This is a genomic window from Rhodococcoides kyotonense (genome assembly GCF_001645385.1).
Lineage (GTDB): Bacteria > Actinomycetota > Actinomycetes > Mycobacteriales > Mycobacteriaceae > Rhodococcoides > Rhodococcoides kyotonensis_B.
Window position 1 is genome coordinate 26066 of sequence record NZ_LVHI01000002.1, and the last position, 16381, is coordinate 42446.

9 protein-coding genes are annotated in these 16381 nt (G+C 66.6%); 6 read left to right on the plus strand and 3 right to left on the minus strand.

What is annotated here, in order from left to right; all coding sequences use genetic code 11:
- Positions 1-37 precede the first annotated feature (37 nt).
- The gene (locus A3K89_RS01820) at positions 38-799 is read left to right on the plus strand and encodes a TetR/AcrR family transcriptional regulator (protein WP_068421234.1); all 762 of its coding nucleotides are present in this window, start codon (positions 38-40) and stop codon (positions 797-799) included.
- Here A3K89_RS01820 and A3K89_RS01825 read toward each other — a convergent pair.
- Positions 796-1521, minus strand: coding sequence for a hypothetical protein (locus tag A3K89_RS01825; protein WP_068421017.1), 726 nt, complete (start codon positions 1519-1521; stop codon positions 796-798). The two genes, A3K89_RS01820 and A3K89_RS01825, sit on opposite strands and share 4 nt — an antisense overlap.
- A gap of 429 nt (positions 1522-1950) precedes the next feature.
- On the opposite strand from A3K89_RS01825, the gene A3K89_RS01830 reads away from it, so the two are divergent.
- Positions 1951-11232 carry a type I polyketide synthase gene (locus A3K89_RS01830; protein ID WP_068421019.1) on the plus strand — a complete coding sequence of 3094 codons (9282 nt, stop codon included), beginning with the start codon at positions 1951-1953 and terminating at the stop codon, positions 11230-11232.
- Positions 11233-11625 carry a holo-ACP synthase AcpS gene (acpS, locus tag A3K89_RS01835; RefSeq protein ID WP_068421023.1) on the plus strand — a complete coding sequence of 131 codons (393 nt, stop codon included), beginning with the start codon at positions 11233-11235 and terminating at the stop codon, positions 11623-11625.
- Positions 11626-11901: 276 nt separating this feature from the next.
- On the opposite strand, the gene A3K89_RS01840 is transcribed toward acpS, so the two are convergent.
- Positions 11902-12531, minus strand: a complete 630-nt coding sequence (locus A3K89_RS01840; RefSeq protein ID WP_084423531.1) for a TetR/AcrR family transcriptional regulator — start codon at positions 12529-12531, stop codon at positions 11902-11904.
- 350 nt (positions 12532-12881) lie between these two features.
- Here A3K89_RS01840 and A3K89_RS01845 point away from each other — a divergent pair, with 350 nt between their 5' ends.
- Positions 12882-14204: a hypothetical protein gene (locus tag A3K89_RS01845; RefSeq protein WP_254303376.1), complete on the plus strand. Its 1323-nt coding sequence runs from the start codon at positions 12882-12884 to the stop codon at positions 14202-14204.
- Positions 14205-14264: 60 nt separating this feature from the next.
- The gene (locus tag A3K89_RS01850) at positions 14265-15611 is read left to right on the plus strand and encodes a dipeptidase (RefSeq protein WP_068421029.1); all 1347 of its coding nucleotides are present in this window, start codon (positions 14265-14267) and stop codon (positions 15609-15611) included.
- Here the strand turns inward: A3K89_RS01850 and bcp are convergent.
- Positions 15600-16073: a thioredoxin-dependent thiol peroxidase gene (bcp, locus tag A3K89_RS01855; protein ID WP_068421031.1), complete on the minus strand. Its 474-nt coding sequence runs from the start codon at positions 16071-16073 to the stop codon at positions 15600-15602. The two genes, A3K89_RS01850 and bcp, sit on opposite strands and share 12 nt — an antisense overlap.
- A 77-nt stretch (positions 16074-16150) precedes the next feature.
- Between bcp and A3K89_RS01860 the strand changes: the two genes are divergently transcribed.
- Positions 16151-16372: a DUF3618 domain-containing protein gene (locus tag A3K89_RS01860; protein ID WP_068421038.1), complete on the plus strand. Its 222-nt coding sequence runs from the start codon at positions 16151-16153 to the stop codon at positions 16370-16372.
- The last annotated feature ends 9 nt before the right edge of the window (positions 16373-16381 follow it).

The window sequence follows — 16381 nt, forward strand, 5'->3', positions numbered from 1 at the left end:
GGGATGGGGCGGTCGACGTACGGCGTACTGTGCAGACGTGGTGAGCAAGAAGGAGTCCGCGTTCGATCCCGCGCGTTCACTCGAACTGTTGTGGCGGACGAACGAGAAGCCGAGCCGGTCCGGGCTGACCGTCGATTCGATCGTTGCCGCGGGGATCGAACTCGCCGACGCCGAGGGACTCGACGCAGTTTCCATGCGTCGGCTTGCGGACGCGCTCGGTGTGGGCGCGATGTCGCTCTACACCCACGTCCCCGGAAAGGCCGAGTTGACCGACCTCATGGTCGACAGCGCGCTCGGCTCGCTGTATTCGACGGTCGACGAACCGAAGGCTGCAACCGAGGGGTGGCGCGAGGGTCTTCGATTCGTCGCCGAGCGCAATTGGACTCTGTATCAACGTCATTCGTGGTTACTCGACGCTCAGGGGCCACGTGCCGTTCTCGGGCCGCACACGATCGAGAAGTACGAGGCCGAGCTCCGCGTCATCGACGGCGTCGGTTTGTCCGACGTCGACATGGATTCGGTGCTGGCCCTCGTTCTCACTCACGTGACGGGTACCGCCCGAGCACTCGCCCGGTTCAACCGTGTGCGTGAGGAGTCCGGCATGACCGACGCGCAGTGGTGGGAATCGACCTCGCCGGTGCTCGAACGAGTCATGGGCGACGACCGTTATCCGTTGGCGTCTCGTGTCGGAACCGCCGCGGCGACGTCCTACGACGCCGCGAGCGATCCCGTCCACGAGTACGAGTTCGGAGTCGAACGAATTCTCGACGGTGTAGCCGCGTTGATCGACCGCGCTTAGGCGCTCACCTTCTTTCGGGGTGCGGGTCTGCGCAACACCCTCCAGAGGGCGTGTTCCACGCTTGCCGCGTCGGTGTCGAGCGTTGCTGCGGCGTCGCCGATCAGCTTCAGCATGGCGCAATCGTCGACGTCGTGGCCGACGGCCGACGAGACGAAGCTCGTCAGCAGCTCGAAATCCTGTTGCCTGCGTCGACCGGTGAGAAACAGAAGGCAATCCCAGGTCTTGGTGCCGATGCCTGTGATCGAGGTGAACGCGTCGTGTTGTTCGTCGTATTGTTCGGCGCGCTGTTCGTCCCACGGATCCACGAGGTCGTCGGTCCGCGTCGCACCTGCTGCGATCAATGCGGCCGCCGCGCGTGCGGCTGCCTCGGCCTTCGTCGTCGCGTTGCCCGCAACGCGCTGGCGGTTACCGAGAATGTTCGCGAGAGCATCCGGATCATCGACAAACGAGGCGAGCATGCCGAGATCGTCCAGCGACCCACCCCCGCGATGCGCTCGCCACTGCGCGACGACACGACGGACCCCGCTGTTCTCGCCGCCGTACGAGGCGCGAGCCGAATAGACGGCGTCGAGCAATGCCGCTTCGATCTCCTGTGGCCACCCCGGGAACCAGAACGGCGTTGTAGCGCGCGGCGCGAGTTTCTCGACGCGTGACGCGACCGCCTCGACCACCGACCGGTAGTCGTTCCGACGCGAATCGATATGTGTTACTGGCGAATACATGAACCCCCCTGTTGGTTGTGTGGCGCGGAAGCTACAAGAGGGCACCGACAAGTTCGGCGATCGGCCGACAAGGACGTTCCGGTGTGGCGAGCTTCACATAACGAAACAATAACGAAAAATCCGAGGGTTTCCTCATGTTCGTCGGCGTTCGATCTGCGCTGTGCCTGCGCCGATGGTGGTTACCGGCGAGTCGGTTCAACGCACGGTAAAGGCGTCGCGAAACGCTTACTCGCGGGTAGCAGTTGGACGTCAAACGAAACGTGAGGATTTCCTCATGATTTTGTGCCAACCTGGTTTCACGCGGATGGAGCCACTCGTTGCCAGCGGGTCTCGCTCGAGAAGCATGTCGCTGTTCTGCGCGCCGGTCACGGCACCACCCGACGAAGCAACCTCGACCCCCCGAGTTGCTCACGAGAGGAATCTTCCACCTTGACGATCAACGAGAGCACGCCTTCACACGGACAGGGCGCGGGCAGATCACCCAGGAGCGGTGGAACCCCTCGTACCCTCGCCGATCGCTTCGCGGCCGGCGAACCCTATGCCCTCGCATTCGGCGGTCAGGGGTCGCCGTGGCTGAGCTCCCTCGAGGAACTCGCTCGTGACTCCGCACTCGAACCCGAGCTCACCGATCTCGTCAACGAATCCGCAGCCATCCTGGCTCCCGTCGCCGACGATCTCCTCGTCGTGCGCTCGGTCGGATTCGACCCGATCGGGTGGATGCTCGAGCAGGATCTCGCCGACGACGAAGAGAGCGTCGCCTCCTTCGGTCCCTCCGAGGCTGCGCTGACGTCCGCTGCCGTCTCGCTGCCCGGCGTCTTCCTCACGCAGGTCGCTGCGCTGCGCGCGCTGAAGCTGCAGGGTCTCGATCCCGCTGCGGCACCTCCGGTGTCCGTCATCGGCCACTCTCAGGGCCTCATCGCCGCGGAGTCGGTCGCGAGCCACGGCGGCGAGGACGCGCGTCTTCTCGCGGTTGCGCAGCTGATCGGTGCCGCGGCGAGTCTCGTCGCCCGTCGTCGCGGCATCATCGGTGCCGCCGACCGCGCACCCATGGTGTCGGTTTCGGGCGTCGAGCCGGAGCGTCTGCAGGCCATCGTCGACGAGCTGGCCGTCGACGGTGCCCCCGAGCGTTCGGCTGTTCTCGCCATCCGCAACGGACGCCGCCGCGTCGTCCTCGCCGGACCGCCCGCACAGCTCGCCCGCGTTCAGGAACGCTGCGAGCAGATCGCCGCGCAGGAAGAGCGCGAGCGTGAAGCGAAGAAGCGTGGCGGTTCCACGTTCGCGCCGGTCTTCGAACCGCTCCCGGTCGAGGTCGGATTCCACCATCCCGCTCTGGCCGACGCCGTCGACCTCGTCGCCGCCTGGGCGCAGCGCACCGGTCTCGACGTCGAGGTCGCGCGCAGCCTCGCGCAGCGCATTCTCGTCGACCCCGTCGACTGGGTCACCGAGATCGACGGAGTGATCGACGCAGGCGCCGAGTGGATTCTCGACCTCGGCCCCAGTGACATCCTCACCCGCATGACGGTGCCCGGCCTGCGCGGCCAGGGCGTCGGAATCATCGCGGCGTCCACTCGCGGCGGCCACCGCAACCTGCTCACCCCGGGCGCCGCTCCCGAGGTTCAGCCGGCATGGTCCGAGTTCGCGCCGAAGCCGGTCACCCTGCCGGACGGCCGCGTCGTCGTCGAGACCTCGTTCACGAAGCTGACCGGCCGTTCGCCGATCCTCCTCGCAGGCATGACGCCGACGACGGTCGATCCCGCGATCGTCGCAGCCGCAGCCAACGCAGGCCACTGGGCAGAACTCGCAGGTGGCGGCCAGGTCACCGAGCAGATCTTCGCCGATCACGTCGCGAAGCTCGAAGGACTGCTCGAGCCGGGCCGCGGCGTGCAGTTCAACTCGATGTTCCTCGACCCGTACCTGTGGAAGCTGCACGTCGGTGGCAAGCGTCTCGTTCCGCGTGCCCGCGCTGCCGGTGCTCCGTTCGACGGCGTCGTCGTCACCGCCGGTATCCCGGAGCTCGAGGAAGCCGTCACGATCATCGACGAGCTGACCGAGGCCGGCTTCAGCTACGTCGCGTTCAAGCCGGGTACCGTCGCGCAGATTCGTGCGGTCATCCGTATCGCGAGCGAGGTCCCGTCCTTCCCGGTCATCGCCCACATCGAGGGTGGCCGCGCGGGTGGACACCACTCGTGGGAGGACCTCGACGACCTGCTTCTGTCGACCTACGCGGAGCTGCGTTCGCGCCCCAACCTCGTCATCTGCGTCGGTGGCGGCATCGGAACGCCCGAGCGTGCGGCCGAATACCTGACGGGCCGTTGGTCGCTCGGCGCCGGATACCCGAAGATGCCGCTCGACGGCATCCTCGTCGGCACCGCGGCGATGGCCGCTCTGGAAGCCACGACGGCTCCCGAGGTCAAGCAGCTTCTCGTCGACACCCCCGGAACCCCCGACTGGGTCGGCGCGGGTACCGCGAACGGCGGAATGGCCTCCGGCCGTAGCCAGCTCGGCGCGGACATCCACGAGATCGACAACGCGGCATCGCGATGCGGTCGCCTGCTCGACGAGGTCGCCGGCGACGGTGACGCGGTCGCCAAGCGTCGCGACGAGATCATCGCAGCGCTCGACGGCACCGCGAAGCCGTATTTCGGCGACGTCGCGGAGATGACGTACGCGCAGTGGCTCGAGCGGTACCTCGATCTCGCGATCGGCGCCGACGTCCACCGTGAATTCGACTGCGGTGGTGAGTTCACCGACGCCATCGACGAGGCGACCGAGTCCGTCTGGATCGACGTCACGTGGCGCACCCGCTTCCTCGAGATGCTGCAGCGTGCCGAGGCTCGCCTGCACCCGGTCGATCGCGGACCCATCCCGACGCTGTTCTCCGACGTCGACACCCTCGAGCGTCCTCGCGCTGCACTGCGCTCCCTGCTCGCGCAATTCGCCGACGCGAACGAGGTGGTTCTTCACCCCGCAGACGTCACGTTCTTCACCGCGCTGTGCCGGATGCCGGGCAAGCCCGTCAACTTCGTGCCCGTCGTCGATGGTGACGTGCGTCGTTGGTGGCGCAGCGACTCGCTGTGGCAGGCACACGATCCGCGCTACTCCGCCGATCAGGTCTGCATCATTCCGGGCACCGTCGCCGTCGCGGGCATCACGCGCGTCGACGAGCCGGTCGGTGACCTGCTGAACCGTTTCGAGAAGGCTGCCGCCGACGAACTCGTCGCCGAGGGAGCCGAAGCACTGTCCGTCGCGAGCCGTCGTCACGCCGACATCGCACCGGGGCTGCTCGGTATCGTCCTGGCCGCACCCGACGTCAACTGGGCCTCGCGCATGACGCAGAACCCCGTTGCGCGGCTGGGTAATCCGGCCGAATGGGTCGTCGACTCCGATACCGTCGCATCGCACCCGCAGACCGGGTCGACTCTGACGGTCCTGGATTCGGATCACGTCGAGCTGACGGTTCCGCTCGCACCGGGCAAGGAGGTGCGCATCCGCCTCACCGTCCCCGCGTCGACGATCGACGGCGGCGCACCCGTCGTCACGGCCGAGGACGCGCAGTCCTCGATGTCCGATCTGCTGGGAGTCGCTGCAGGACAGGAACTTCCGAAGGTCAAGAACGGCGTCGCCTTCCTCAATCTCGCGTGGATCCCCGACTTGGTCGCCGACCACGCAGGCGTGACCGGATCGGGACTGCCCGAATCGCTTGCGGTCAGCGGCAAGGCTGTTCCCGATGTGCTCGTCGGCGCTTGCTGGCCTGCTGTCTTCGCCGTCCTCGGCGCCACGAAGACGCAGAGCGGCGTGGACGTCATCGAGGGCATGCTCGATCTCGTTCACCTCGACCACACGGTGAACCTCGTCGGCACGCTGCCCGAAGACCCGTCCATCCTCGTCGTCAAGGCCGCGGCCGGTGACGTACTGGACACCGACATGGGCCGCGTCGTCGAGGTCCGCGTCGAGATCGGTGCGGCACTGGGCGAAGGTCTGGACGCACCGGCCGTCGCAACCCTGGTGGAGCGCTTCGCTATTCGCGGACGTACCGGCAAGGGCGAGCTCGCGGATCCGGCTCCTGCCGGTGGTTCGGTCTCGGCGGAGGCCAAGGACACCCCGCGTCGCCGTCGTCGCCAGACCACGATTCTCGCGCCGCGGAACATGGCTGCGTTCGCGCAGGTCTCCGGTGACCACAACCCGATTCACACGTCCGACCCGGCCGCGCTGCTCGCCGGGCTCGGGAGCCCGATCGTGCACGGCATGTGGCTTTCGGCTGCTGCCCAGCAGGTCGTCACCGCAATCGACTACGCGGACACCAAGATTCCGCCGCGTCGTCTGACGGCATGGACCACGCGCTTCATGGGCATGGTTCGCCCGGGAGCGGAGATCGACGTGCGCGTCGACCGCACCGGATTCGACCAGGGTGCCGAGATCGTCGAGGTGTCCTGCCGCGTCGCAGGCGACCTCGTCATGGTCGCCACCGGACGGACCGCGGCACCGAAGACCGTCTACGCGTTCCCCGGCCAGGGCATCCAGCGTCAGGGCATGGGCCTCGACGCTCGTTCGCGGTCGAAGGCCGCCCGTGAGGTCTGGGAGCGTGCCGACAAGCACACCCGCAAGGCTCTCGGATTCTCGATCCTCGCTGTCGTGCGCGACAACCCGACGACGCTCAAGGCACGCGGCGTCACGCACAAGCACCCCGACGGTGTTCTGCACCTGACCCAGTTCACGCAGGTCGCCATGGCGGTCCTCGGCGTGGCACAGGTGGCCGAGCTCCGTGAAGCCGGTGTGTTCGTGGAGAACTCGATCCTCGCCGGACACTCGGTGGGCGAGTACAACGCACTTTCGGCAGTCGCCGGTGTGCTTCCGCTCGAAGCTGTTCTGGAGGTCGTCTTCCAGCGCGGCTCGGCGATGCACGCACTCGTGCCTCGCGACGCGGCAGGTCGAAGCAACTACCGCATGGCCGCGATCCGGCCGTCGCAGATCGGTCTCGCCGACGACGACGTGCAGGCGTTCGTCGCCGGTGTCGCCGAGGAGACCGGCGAGTTCCTCGAGATCGTCAACCTGAACCTGCGCGGCTCGCAGTACGCCATCGCAGGCACGGTCGCCGGCCTCGACGTGCTCGAGGAGAAGATCGCGATCCGTCGCGCCGAGTTCGGTGGCAAGGCAGCGTTCATCCTCGTTCCCGGCATCGACGTGCCGTTCCACTCGACGGTTCTGCGCGGTGGCGTCGCGGACTTCCGCAGCCGCCTGCAGGCGCTGCTGCCGGAGGACCTCGATCCCGAGATCCTGATCGGCCGCTACATCCCGAACCTGGTTCCGAAGCCGTTCTCGCTCGAGCGCGACTTCATTCAGGAGATCGCGGATCTGGTTCCGTCCGAGCCGCTCGCGGAGGTCCTCGCGGACTTCGACTCGTGGGCAGACCGCACGCACGACCTGTGCCGCGTCGTGCTGACCGAACTGCTCGCATGGCAGTTCGCCAGCCCGGTGCGGTGGATCGAGACCCAGGATCTGCTGTTCGCCGACGAGTCCGAGGGCGGACTCGGTGTCGAGCGATTCGTCGAGATCGGTCTCAGCGCAACGCCGACCGTCGCCAACCTCGCGTCGCAGACGCTGAAGTTGCCGGGACGCTTCGGCTTCCCCGTCGAGGTTCTCAACGTCGAGCGTGAAGCTGCAATCGTCTACGGCACCGACACCGATCCGGCGCCGGTCGAGGAAGACGAGGTCGCACCGGTCGAAACGGCAAGTGCCGCGCCGGCTGCTGCTCCCGCCGCCGCTCCGGCGCCGGCCGCGGCGCCGTCCGGTGGACCGCGTCCCGACGACATCGCCTTCAGTGCGGCGGATGCCACGAAGATCCTGATCGGTCTGTGGACCAAGCTGCAGCTCGATCAGATCGGCCCCGCCGACACCATCGAGGCTCTGTGCGACGGTGTCTCCTCGCGACGTAACCAGCTGCTCGTCGACCTCGGATCCGAGCTCTCGCTCGGTGCGATCGACGGTGCCGCCGATGCCGACATGGGCGCACTCTCGGGCACGGTCAACAAGTTGGCTCGTACTTACAAGCCGTTCGGCCCCGTGCTGAGCGACTCGATCAACGACCACCTGCGCAAGGTGTTCGGACCGTCGGGACGTCGTCCGGCCTCCATCGCGGACCGTGTCAAGAAGACCTGGGAACTCGGCGACGGCTGGGCATCGCACGTCACCGCCGAGGTTGCCCTCGGCACCCGTGACGGTGCGTCGGTGCGAGGCGGAGCGCTCGGTGGTCTCGCCGACGGACCTCTCGCAGACGGCAACGCGGTCGACGCGGTCATCGACTCGGCAGTCGCCGCGGTCGCCGCACGACGCGGCGTCGCAGTGTCGCTTCCGGCGGCAGGCGGCGGAGGCGGCGGAACCGTCGACGCGGCTGCTCTCGGTGAGTTCACCGAACACATCACCGGTCGCGACGGTGTGTTGGCCTCGGCCGCTCGCTTGGTGCTCGAACAGCTCGGCCTGTCGGAGGCGCCCAACGCCGTCGTAGCCGAGAATGCCGACGCGGAACTCGTCGATCTCGTTGCAGCAGAGCTCGGTTCGGACTGGCCGCGCCTCGTCGCACCGGCGTTCGACTCTCGCCGTGCAGTCCTGATCGACGACCGCTGGGCCACCGCCCGCGAGGACCTCGCGCGTCTGTGGCTCGGTACCGCAGGTGACCTGGCAGTCGAAAGCTTCGCCGGCGCAGGCAAAGCCGTTGCAGCGCAGGCGCACTGGTGGAAGGCCAAGGCGGACGGCGACGGCAAGGCCGTTCTGTCCGAGGTGTACGGCCGCATCGCCGATATCGCAGTGGCCGCCGACGAGAAGGGCCAGTGGTCCGACGAGGTCGCCGTGATCACCGGTGGCAGCAAGGGATCCATTGCTGCCTCGGTCGCAGCCAAGCTGCTGGCCGGGGGAGCGACGGTCTTCGTCACGACATCGCGTCTCGACGACGAGCGACTCGGCTTCTACCGCAGCCTCTACCGGGCGAATGCCCGCGCCGGAGCGTCGCTGTGGGTCGTGCCCGCGAACATCGCGTCGTACACCGACGTCGATGCGCTCATCGAGTGGATCGGTAGTGACCAGGTCGACAGTGCCGGTGGCGCAAAGACTCTCGTCAAGGCAGGTATCACCCCGACGATGCTGTTCCCGTTCGCCGCGCCTCGCGTCGTCGGTGAACTGACCGATGCCGGTGGCCGCGCCGAGATGGAGATGCGCGTGCTTCTCTGGTCGGTCGAGCGCCTGATCGGTGGACTGTCGAAGATCGGCTACGACAGCGACATCGACACGCACCTGCACGTCGTGCTGCCCGGTTCGCCGAACCGCGGCATGTTCGGTGGAGACGGTGCGTACGGAGAGTCCAAGGCTGCCCTCGACGCCATCGCTGCGAAGTGGGGATCCGAGAAGAACTGGGCCGAGCGTGTTTCCATTGCTCACGCCCACATCGGATGGGTTCGTGGAACGGGCCTCATGGGCGGCAACGACCCCATCGTCGAGGCCGTCGAAGCCGAAGGTGTTCGCACCTGGTCGACGGACGAGATGGCAACCGAGCTGCTGAAGCTCTGCGAGGCACCGGCTCGTCGTCAGGCTGCCCAGGCTCCGGTCGTCGCCGACCTGACCGGCGGACTGGCGAACACGAAGCTGAACCTCGTCGAGCTGGCTCGCGAAGCTGCTGCCGCTGCGGCGGACAAGACGGAGGAGGTACTCGACAGTTCGGTGATCGCCGCACTGCCCGCACCGCCGCGTCTCGCTGCGACGACGGCTCCCGCATGGCCTGCGCTCGACGTCGACCCGAAGGATCTGGTCGTCATCGTCGGCGCCGGTGAGCTCGGACCGTACGGTTCGGCGCGTACCCGCTTCGAGATGGAGGTCGACGAACAGCTCTCTGCTGCAGGCGTTCTCGAGCTCGCATGGAACACCGGTCTGATCGCGTGGGAGAACGATCCCAAGCCCGGCTGGTACGACATCGAGTCCGGCGACCTCGTCCCCGAAGAGGAGATCGCCGATCGCTACCACGACATCGTGGTCGAGCGGTGTGGCATTCGCACCTACGGCGACGACGGCGCCATGGTCGGCAACACCGCACCGCTGATGACCTCGATCTTCCTCGACAACGACCTGACGTTCGTGGTCGGAAGCGAGATCGACGCACGGTCCTTCGCGGCAGCCGATCCCGAGCACACGCTGATCACGCCGGTCCCGGATTCCGGCGACTGGCAGGTGACGCGCAAGGCGGGTACCGAGATTCGCGTTCCGCGCAAGATGAAGCTCACCCGCACCGTGGGTGGACAGATTCCGACCGGATTCGATCCCACCAAGTGGGGCATCTCGGCCGACATGGCCAGCTCGATCGACCGCGTCGCGCTGTGGAACATCGTCTGCACGGTCGACGCGTTCATCTCCTCGGGCTTCAACCCGTCGGAGCTGATGCGGTGGACGCACCCGACGCTGGTCGCCAACACACAGGGCACCGGCATGGGCGGCATGGAGTCGATGCGCTCGCTGTACATCGACACCCTGCTCGGCGATGCTCGTGCGAACGACATCCTGCAGGAAGCACTGCCGAACGTCGTTGCCGCGCACGTGGTTCAGTCCTACGTCGGTAGCTACGGCGCGATGGTTCACCCCGTCGCCGCGTGCGCTACCGCGGCCGTCTCGGTCGAGGAAGGCGTCGACAAGATCAAGCTGGGCAAGGCGCAGCTGGTCGTGGCAGGCGGTTTCGACGACCTGAGCACCGAAGGCATCATCGGCTTCGGCGACATGTCCGCCACCGCGGACTCGGCTGCCATGTCCGCCAAGGGGATCAGCGATCGCCGCTTCTCGCGGGCCAACGACCGCAGGCGTGGCGGATTCGTCGAGTCGCAGGGTGGTGGCACCATCCTGCTGGCACGTGGTGACCTCGCGCTCGAGATGGGCCTGCCGGTCCTCGGTGTGGTCGCGTACGCACAGTCCTTCGGCGACGGTGTGCACACCTCCATCCCGGCTCCCGGGCTCGGTGCGCTCAGTGCCGGTATCGGCGGCAGGGACAGCGCGTTCGCATTGTCGCTGAATGCTCTGGGCGTCAACGCCGACGAGGTCGCCGTGATCTCCAAGCACGACACCTCGACGGCCGCCAACGACCCGAACGAAGCCGAACTGCACACCCGTCTCGCCAAGGCCATCGGCCGTAGCGACGGTGCACCGCTGTTCGTCGTCTCGCAGAAGAGCCTGACCGGACACTCGAAGGGTGGAGCCGCAGCCTTCCAGCTGATCGGCCTCTGCCAGGTGCTCGCGAACGGCGTCATCCCGCCGAACCGCAGCCTCGACTGCGTCGACGACAAGATGACCGAGTTCGAACATCTCGTCTGGGCGCGCGAACCGCTGAAGTTCGGCGATTCGGTGCCGCTGAAGGCGGGTCTGCTCACCTCGCTCGGCTTCGGTCACGTCTCCGGACTGATCGCCGTGGTCCACCCGCAGGCGTTCCTCGAATCGGTTCCTGCCGATCGGCGTGATGCCTATGTGGCCAAGGCCAACGAGCGACGCGTCGCCGGTCAGCGCAGGCTGATTTCGGCGATGGTCGGCGGCGACGCCCTCTACGAGCGTCCCGACGACCGCAGGCTCGGGCACGACGGGACGCCTGCCACGGCGTCGCGCCAGCTCGAAGCGGACGTACTGCTGACCGAGGCCGCACGCCTCGGCGACGACAACGTCTACCGTTCCGGCCTGCCGGGGTGCAAGTAGATGGCGATCCTGGGGGTCGGCTTCGACCTGGTGACGGTGTCCGACTTCGCCGAGCAGATGGAAAAAGTCGGAACGACGATGATCCGCGACAGCTTCACCGCAGGTGAGCGTCGACATGCGGCGACGAAGTCCTCCGATCCGGCCCGCCACTATGCAGCACGGTGGGCCGCGAAGGAGGCGGTCCTCAAGGCCTGGGCGACGTCCAGGTTCGCGAGGCCGCCTCAGATCGGCGACAACCCGTACCCGCTGATCGAGGTCGTCAACGACGCATGGGGTCGCCCGTCGATCAAGCTGCACGGCATGGCACTCGAATTCCTGCCTACGGTGAAAATCCACCTGTCGCTGACGCACGACGGTGACATCGCCGCAGCCGTCGCGATTCTGGAGGAGTGACGCAGTAACGCAGAACGCCGGTCCACCCGAGGGTGGGCCGGCGTTCTGCGTTTACCCCCTGCCGCCGGACCGAAGGTGACATCCGGTCACTCGAAGTGACCGAGGGCGTCCTTCGGTCACCTGGGGCCGTACGACGGATCCGGACCGAGGGCGTCCTTCGGTCACTCTGAGTAAGCGAGGGCGTCCTTCGGTCACCTGGGGCCGTACGACGGATCCGGACCGAAGGTGACATCCGGTCACTCGGAGTGAGCGAGGGCGTCCTTCGGTCACCTGGGGTCAGTTCGTGGTGGGCAGACCCGACCGCCGGGACTCCTTCTCGGCGACGAGCAGGTATGCCGCCATGATGCGCTTGAGTTCGGCGACGGCGTCCTCGTGGCTCTGCCCGTCCTGGACGGAGAAGTTGAGCATCGAGTAGACGACGTGCACGAGCACCTGCGCCATGAGGTTGCGTCGCGCACGAGGTGTGCGCGGCGTCAGAGGCCCGAGCATCTTCGCGACCTGGTCGGCGAATTCGCGTTCGTGGATGACGCCGGTGGCACGCGTCGACGGCGTGGACTGCATCGCGAGCCAGACTTCGCGGCGTGATGGGTCGGACATCCAGAGTCCGGCCATGTGGTCGACGAACTTGTTGAGGAACCGCAACCAGTCGAGTGACGGAACCTCGCCGTTGAATTCGGCGAGCTCCTGCTGCACACCGACGAGATCCTGCCGGTTCAGCTCGCAGACGATGACGTACTTGTTCGCGAAGAACTGGTAGAGGGTCCCGATGGGTAGCTCGGCGCGGGCCGCGACCTCTTCGCACGTGAACGACTCGAAGCCGACGTCGCTGAGCAGCTCCCGAGATGCGGTGAGCAGGGCGTCGAACTTGCGCTTGCTGCGTTCTTGGGTGGGACGCCGACGCGGCATGAGCTCCTGAGTCTCGGCCGTCGATTCGAGCGCAGCGTCGAGACGTCTCGCAGACTGGGCGCTAGCAGAGGAATCCACCTGCTCAGGCTAGCGGCCTAGGGCGCTTTCGTTCCACAACGCGCGAAAGTCTCTCTTCGACAGAACGGGCAGTCTGTAGCGAAGCCGGCCGTCGACCTGCGGCGCCGGAGTAAGAGCTGGTGACAAGTCATAGGTTGTTTTCTGGTCAAAGAAACGGTCTTTCGGTATGGTTCACAACACCAGGTTACGTATTCGTGCAGGGTGAGCGTCGTCGATCGCGCGTCGGAGACGTTCATGTCGGGAGCCTCACCCCTCAGGCACAGGAGAAGCGCGTGGCAACCATTGGACTGTCCTTGGAGTCCGGCTCGATGTATGCCGTCCTGTTCGACCCACGGGCGGATGCCGTCGTCGCCAACAGAATGACGCCGCTCGACGGTGGCGTCGCCGAAACTCTGCCTGCCGCACTCGACGGCATGCACGCCGCCGCCAGGCGCCGGAAGCTGACCGTCGATGCGGTCGGCGTCGTGTACTCCTCCGACGCGGAACGCACCGCACTGCAGAAAGTCCTCGACGACTGCACGACGCTGGACGTGTCGATGGTTTCCGCGTCGTCGTCCTTCCTCGGCTGGCTGGGCCGCTCGTCGGATTTTGCCTACGCGCACCGCGTCCTCCTCTATTACGTGGGTGACGCGGGGGTGTCGATCTCGTTGGCGGACATTCCCGGTGCGACGCTCACGCCCGCCAAGACGGCCACTCTGGCATCGATCGAACCCGAGAAGATCGGCAGCACGGTTCCCCTGGCGTGGGAGGTGCTCGACGAGGCCGGCGTCGAGGCCGATTCGGTCGCGTTGTTCGGAGATCGGTCCGAAAGTCGCGATCTCGTCGACATTCTGTCGCTGGGCCTCGAGTTGCCTGTCATCCGAGTGTCCGATCCGGACCAGGTGGCCGCGCGGGGTGCCGCGTTGCATGCGGCCGCGTCGAAGCCGGTGAAGCCGGTCGATCTCCGCAAAGCTGCGCCGACTCCGGCCGCCGTCGAGGCCGAGCCCGAGAAAAAAACAAGGGCGGAAGCCGAGGCCGAGCCTGCCGCATCGCAGGCTGCGACAACCATTTCTTCTTCCTTGAGACGAACTCCACCATCGCGCAGGAAGATCGTTCTCGCCGCCGCGCTTCTGGCCGCGGTGTTCTCGGGAGGCGTCGCGCTCGCGTCGACACTTCCCGGTGAGCCCGAACAGGCCGCTGCGCCGACGACGGCCCCGTCCCACGATGCAACCGAGATCGATACCAGTCTTGCGGGGGCCACGTCGTCGGTCGTGATCGCGGCGCCGCCGGAGACGACGACTCCCGCTCCCGCCGCGCCGGAGACGGTCGACGAGCAACCGGTGTACGTCGAACCGGTACCCGTCACGTGGGAGTCCGTCGACCCGACCGTTCCGGTTCCGTGGACCGGGACGGTCGAGACCATCACTCCTATTCCGGCGCAAGCCATTCCGCCGAATGCAGCAGCAGTTCCCACCACGGTCGATCCGCCTCAGTTCACCATCCCGCCGGTCATTCCCGAGCCGGGCAAGTCTCAGGAGCAGCTGGAGCAGGAAGCATGGGATCGTCACTGGCAGCACACCGCAGAGTGGTTGGAGCAGGAGATCGTCGGTAACTGAAGCGGTGCCCGGTGACAGAATGGGCGAGAAAGCGTCGCCGATTGCTCGTCAGGAGAACCGATGTCGGATGTTCGATCGATTGTTGCTGCCGACATGCCGCGAGCGCGGCGTGAACTCGCAGAATTGGTGGCCTTCCGGTCGGTGCACGACGAACGTCAGTTCCCGCGCGAGGAGTGCGTCGCGGCGGCCGAATGGGTTCGGGCGGCGTTCCTCGATGCAGGCATCGACTCCGTCGACCTGATCGAGACGACCGACGGTTCGCTCGCTGTCGTGGGCCGTACGCCTGCACCCGTAGGCGCGCCGACGGTTCTGCTGTACTCGCACTACGACGTCCAACCGCCCGGTGAGCACGCACTGTGGGACAGCGAGCCCTTCGAACTGACCGAACGCGACGGCCGCTGGTACGGCCGCGGCGCTGCGGATTGCAAGGGCAATCTGATCATGCATCTGCTCGCGTTACGGGCGCTCGGCGGCAACCCGGGAGTCGGCATCACCGTCGTGGCCGAGGGGTCGGAGGAGGTGGGGACCGGGGGACTGGAGGCACTCGTCGAACAGCGCCCCGAGTTGTTCGACGCCAACGTCATCGTGATCGCCGACACCGGCAACGCAGCCGTCGGCCAACCCACGGTGACGACGACTCTGCGCGGCATCGCCAACGTCGTCGTTCGCGTCGACACGCTGGAAGGCGAGGTGCATTCAGGAATGTACGGAGGGCCGGCACCGGACGCACTGGCGGCTCTCGTGCAGCTGTTGGCGACGTTGCGACACGAGAACGGCGACACCGTCGTCGACGGTCTGGAATCGACGCAAACGTGGGACGGCATCGATTATCCTGCGAATCGATTCCGTTCGGATGCAGGCGTTCTGGAGGGTGTCGGGCTGGCCGGATCGTCGTCGGTTGCCGACGCGGTTTGGGCTCGCCCGGCGTTGACGATTCTGGGTATCGATTGCGCACCGGTCGTCGGTTCGGCAGCAGCGATATCGCCGACGGCGTCTGCCCGCCTGAATCTGCGTGTGCCGCCCGGAATCGACGCGCAGGAGGCGCAGGACGCGTTGGTGGCTCATCTGGAATCTCACGTGCCGTGGGGCGCGCGCATCACGATCGAGCGCGAGGCCATCGGGTCGCCGTTTCGTGCCCGAACCGACGGTCCTGGTTATGCCGCGTTGTCGGACGCGTTGAGCGAGGCGTTCGGCGCGCCCGTCGCAACCGCGGGGCAGGGTGGGTCGATCCCGTTGTGCAACGCACTCGCCGAGGCGTTTCCAACTGCAGAGATCGTGTTGATGGGCGTCGAGGAGCCTCAGTGCCGCATTCACGCCCCGAACGAGAGCGTCGACCCCAGCGAGATCGAGAATCTCGCCGTGGCCGAGGCTCTGTTCCTGCGGACGCTGGCTGCGTCAGACCGATAGGTCGCGACGAAGCTTGGCGACGTGGCCGGTGGCGCGAACGTTGTACTGGGCCACCTCGATCTTGCCCTCCTCGTCGACGAGGAAGGTGGATCGGATGACGCCCTCGTACACCTTGCCGTAGTTCTTTTTCTCGCCGAACGCGCCCCACGCCTTCAGCGTTGTCTTCTCGACGTCGGACAGCAGCGGGAAGTTCAAGCCCTCGTTGTCGCGGAACTTCGCGAGCTTTGCTTCCTTGTCCGGAGAGATGCCGACCACCTCGAGGCCTTCGCCGTTCAACTCGGCCAGGCTGTCCCGGAAGTCGCATGCCTGCTTCGTGCAGCCGGGTGTGCTGGCGGCTGGGTAGAAGTACACGATCACCTTCTTGCCCGCGTAGTCCGACAGCGAGACGGTGTTGCCGTCTGCGTCGGGCAATGAGAACGCCGGGGCGGTGTCGCCGGGCTCGAGCTTCTTGTTGTCGGTCACGTGACGAGAGTATCGAAATGGGCCCGTGCTCTAGGCTCGACTCCGACAGACATGGTTTGCGACACGTTGGAGGACAAGTGGCCAGGGACACCGACAAGATCGAGCGCGAGATCGAGGCCGCTCGTAATCAGCTCGCCAGCACCCTCGACGAGCTGAGCGTTCGTGCCAGCCCGAAGCGGATCGTGGAGAGCACGAAGCAGTCGCTGGTCTCGAAGCTGAACGAGCCTCCGGTCAAGTACACCCTCGTGGGCGTCGGCGCAGTGGTGGCCGTTCTGGTCGTCCGGAAGATCTTCAGCTGACGCGACAGC

Bases quoted from the DNA above. Each gene is read 5' to 3' on its own strand.
- A3K89_RS01850 (WP_068421029.1), top strand. From the start codon at position 14,265: ATGTCGGATGTTCGATCGATTGTTGCTGCCGACATGCCGCGAGCGCGG.
- A3K89_RS01840 (WP_084423531.1), bottom strand. From the start codon at position 12,531: ATGCCGCGTCGGCGTCCCACCCAAGAACGCAGCAAGCGCAAGTTCGAC.
- acpS (WP_068421023.1), top strand. From the start codon at position 11,233: ATGGCGATCCTGGGGGTCGGCTTCGACCTGGTGACGGTGTCCGACTTC.
- A3K89_RS01825 (WP_068421017.1), bottom strand. From the start codon at position 1,521: ATGTATTCGCCAGTAACACATATCGATTCGCGTCGGAACGACTACCGG.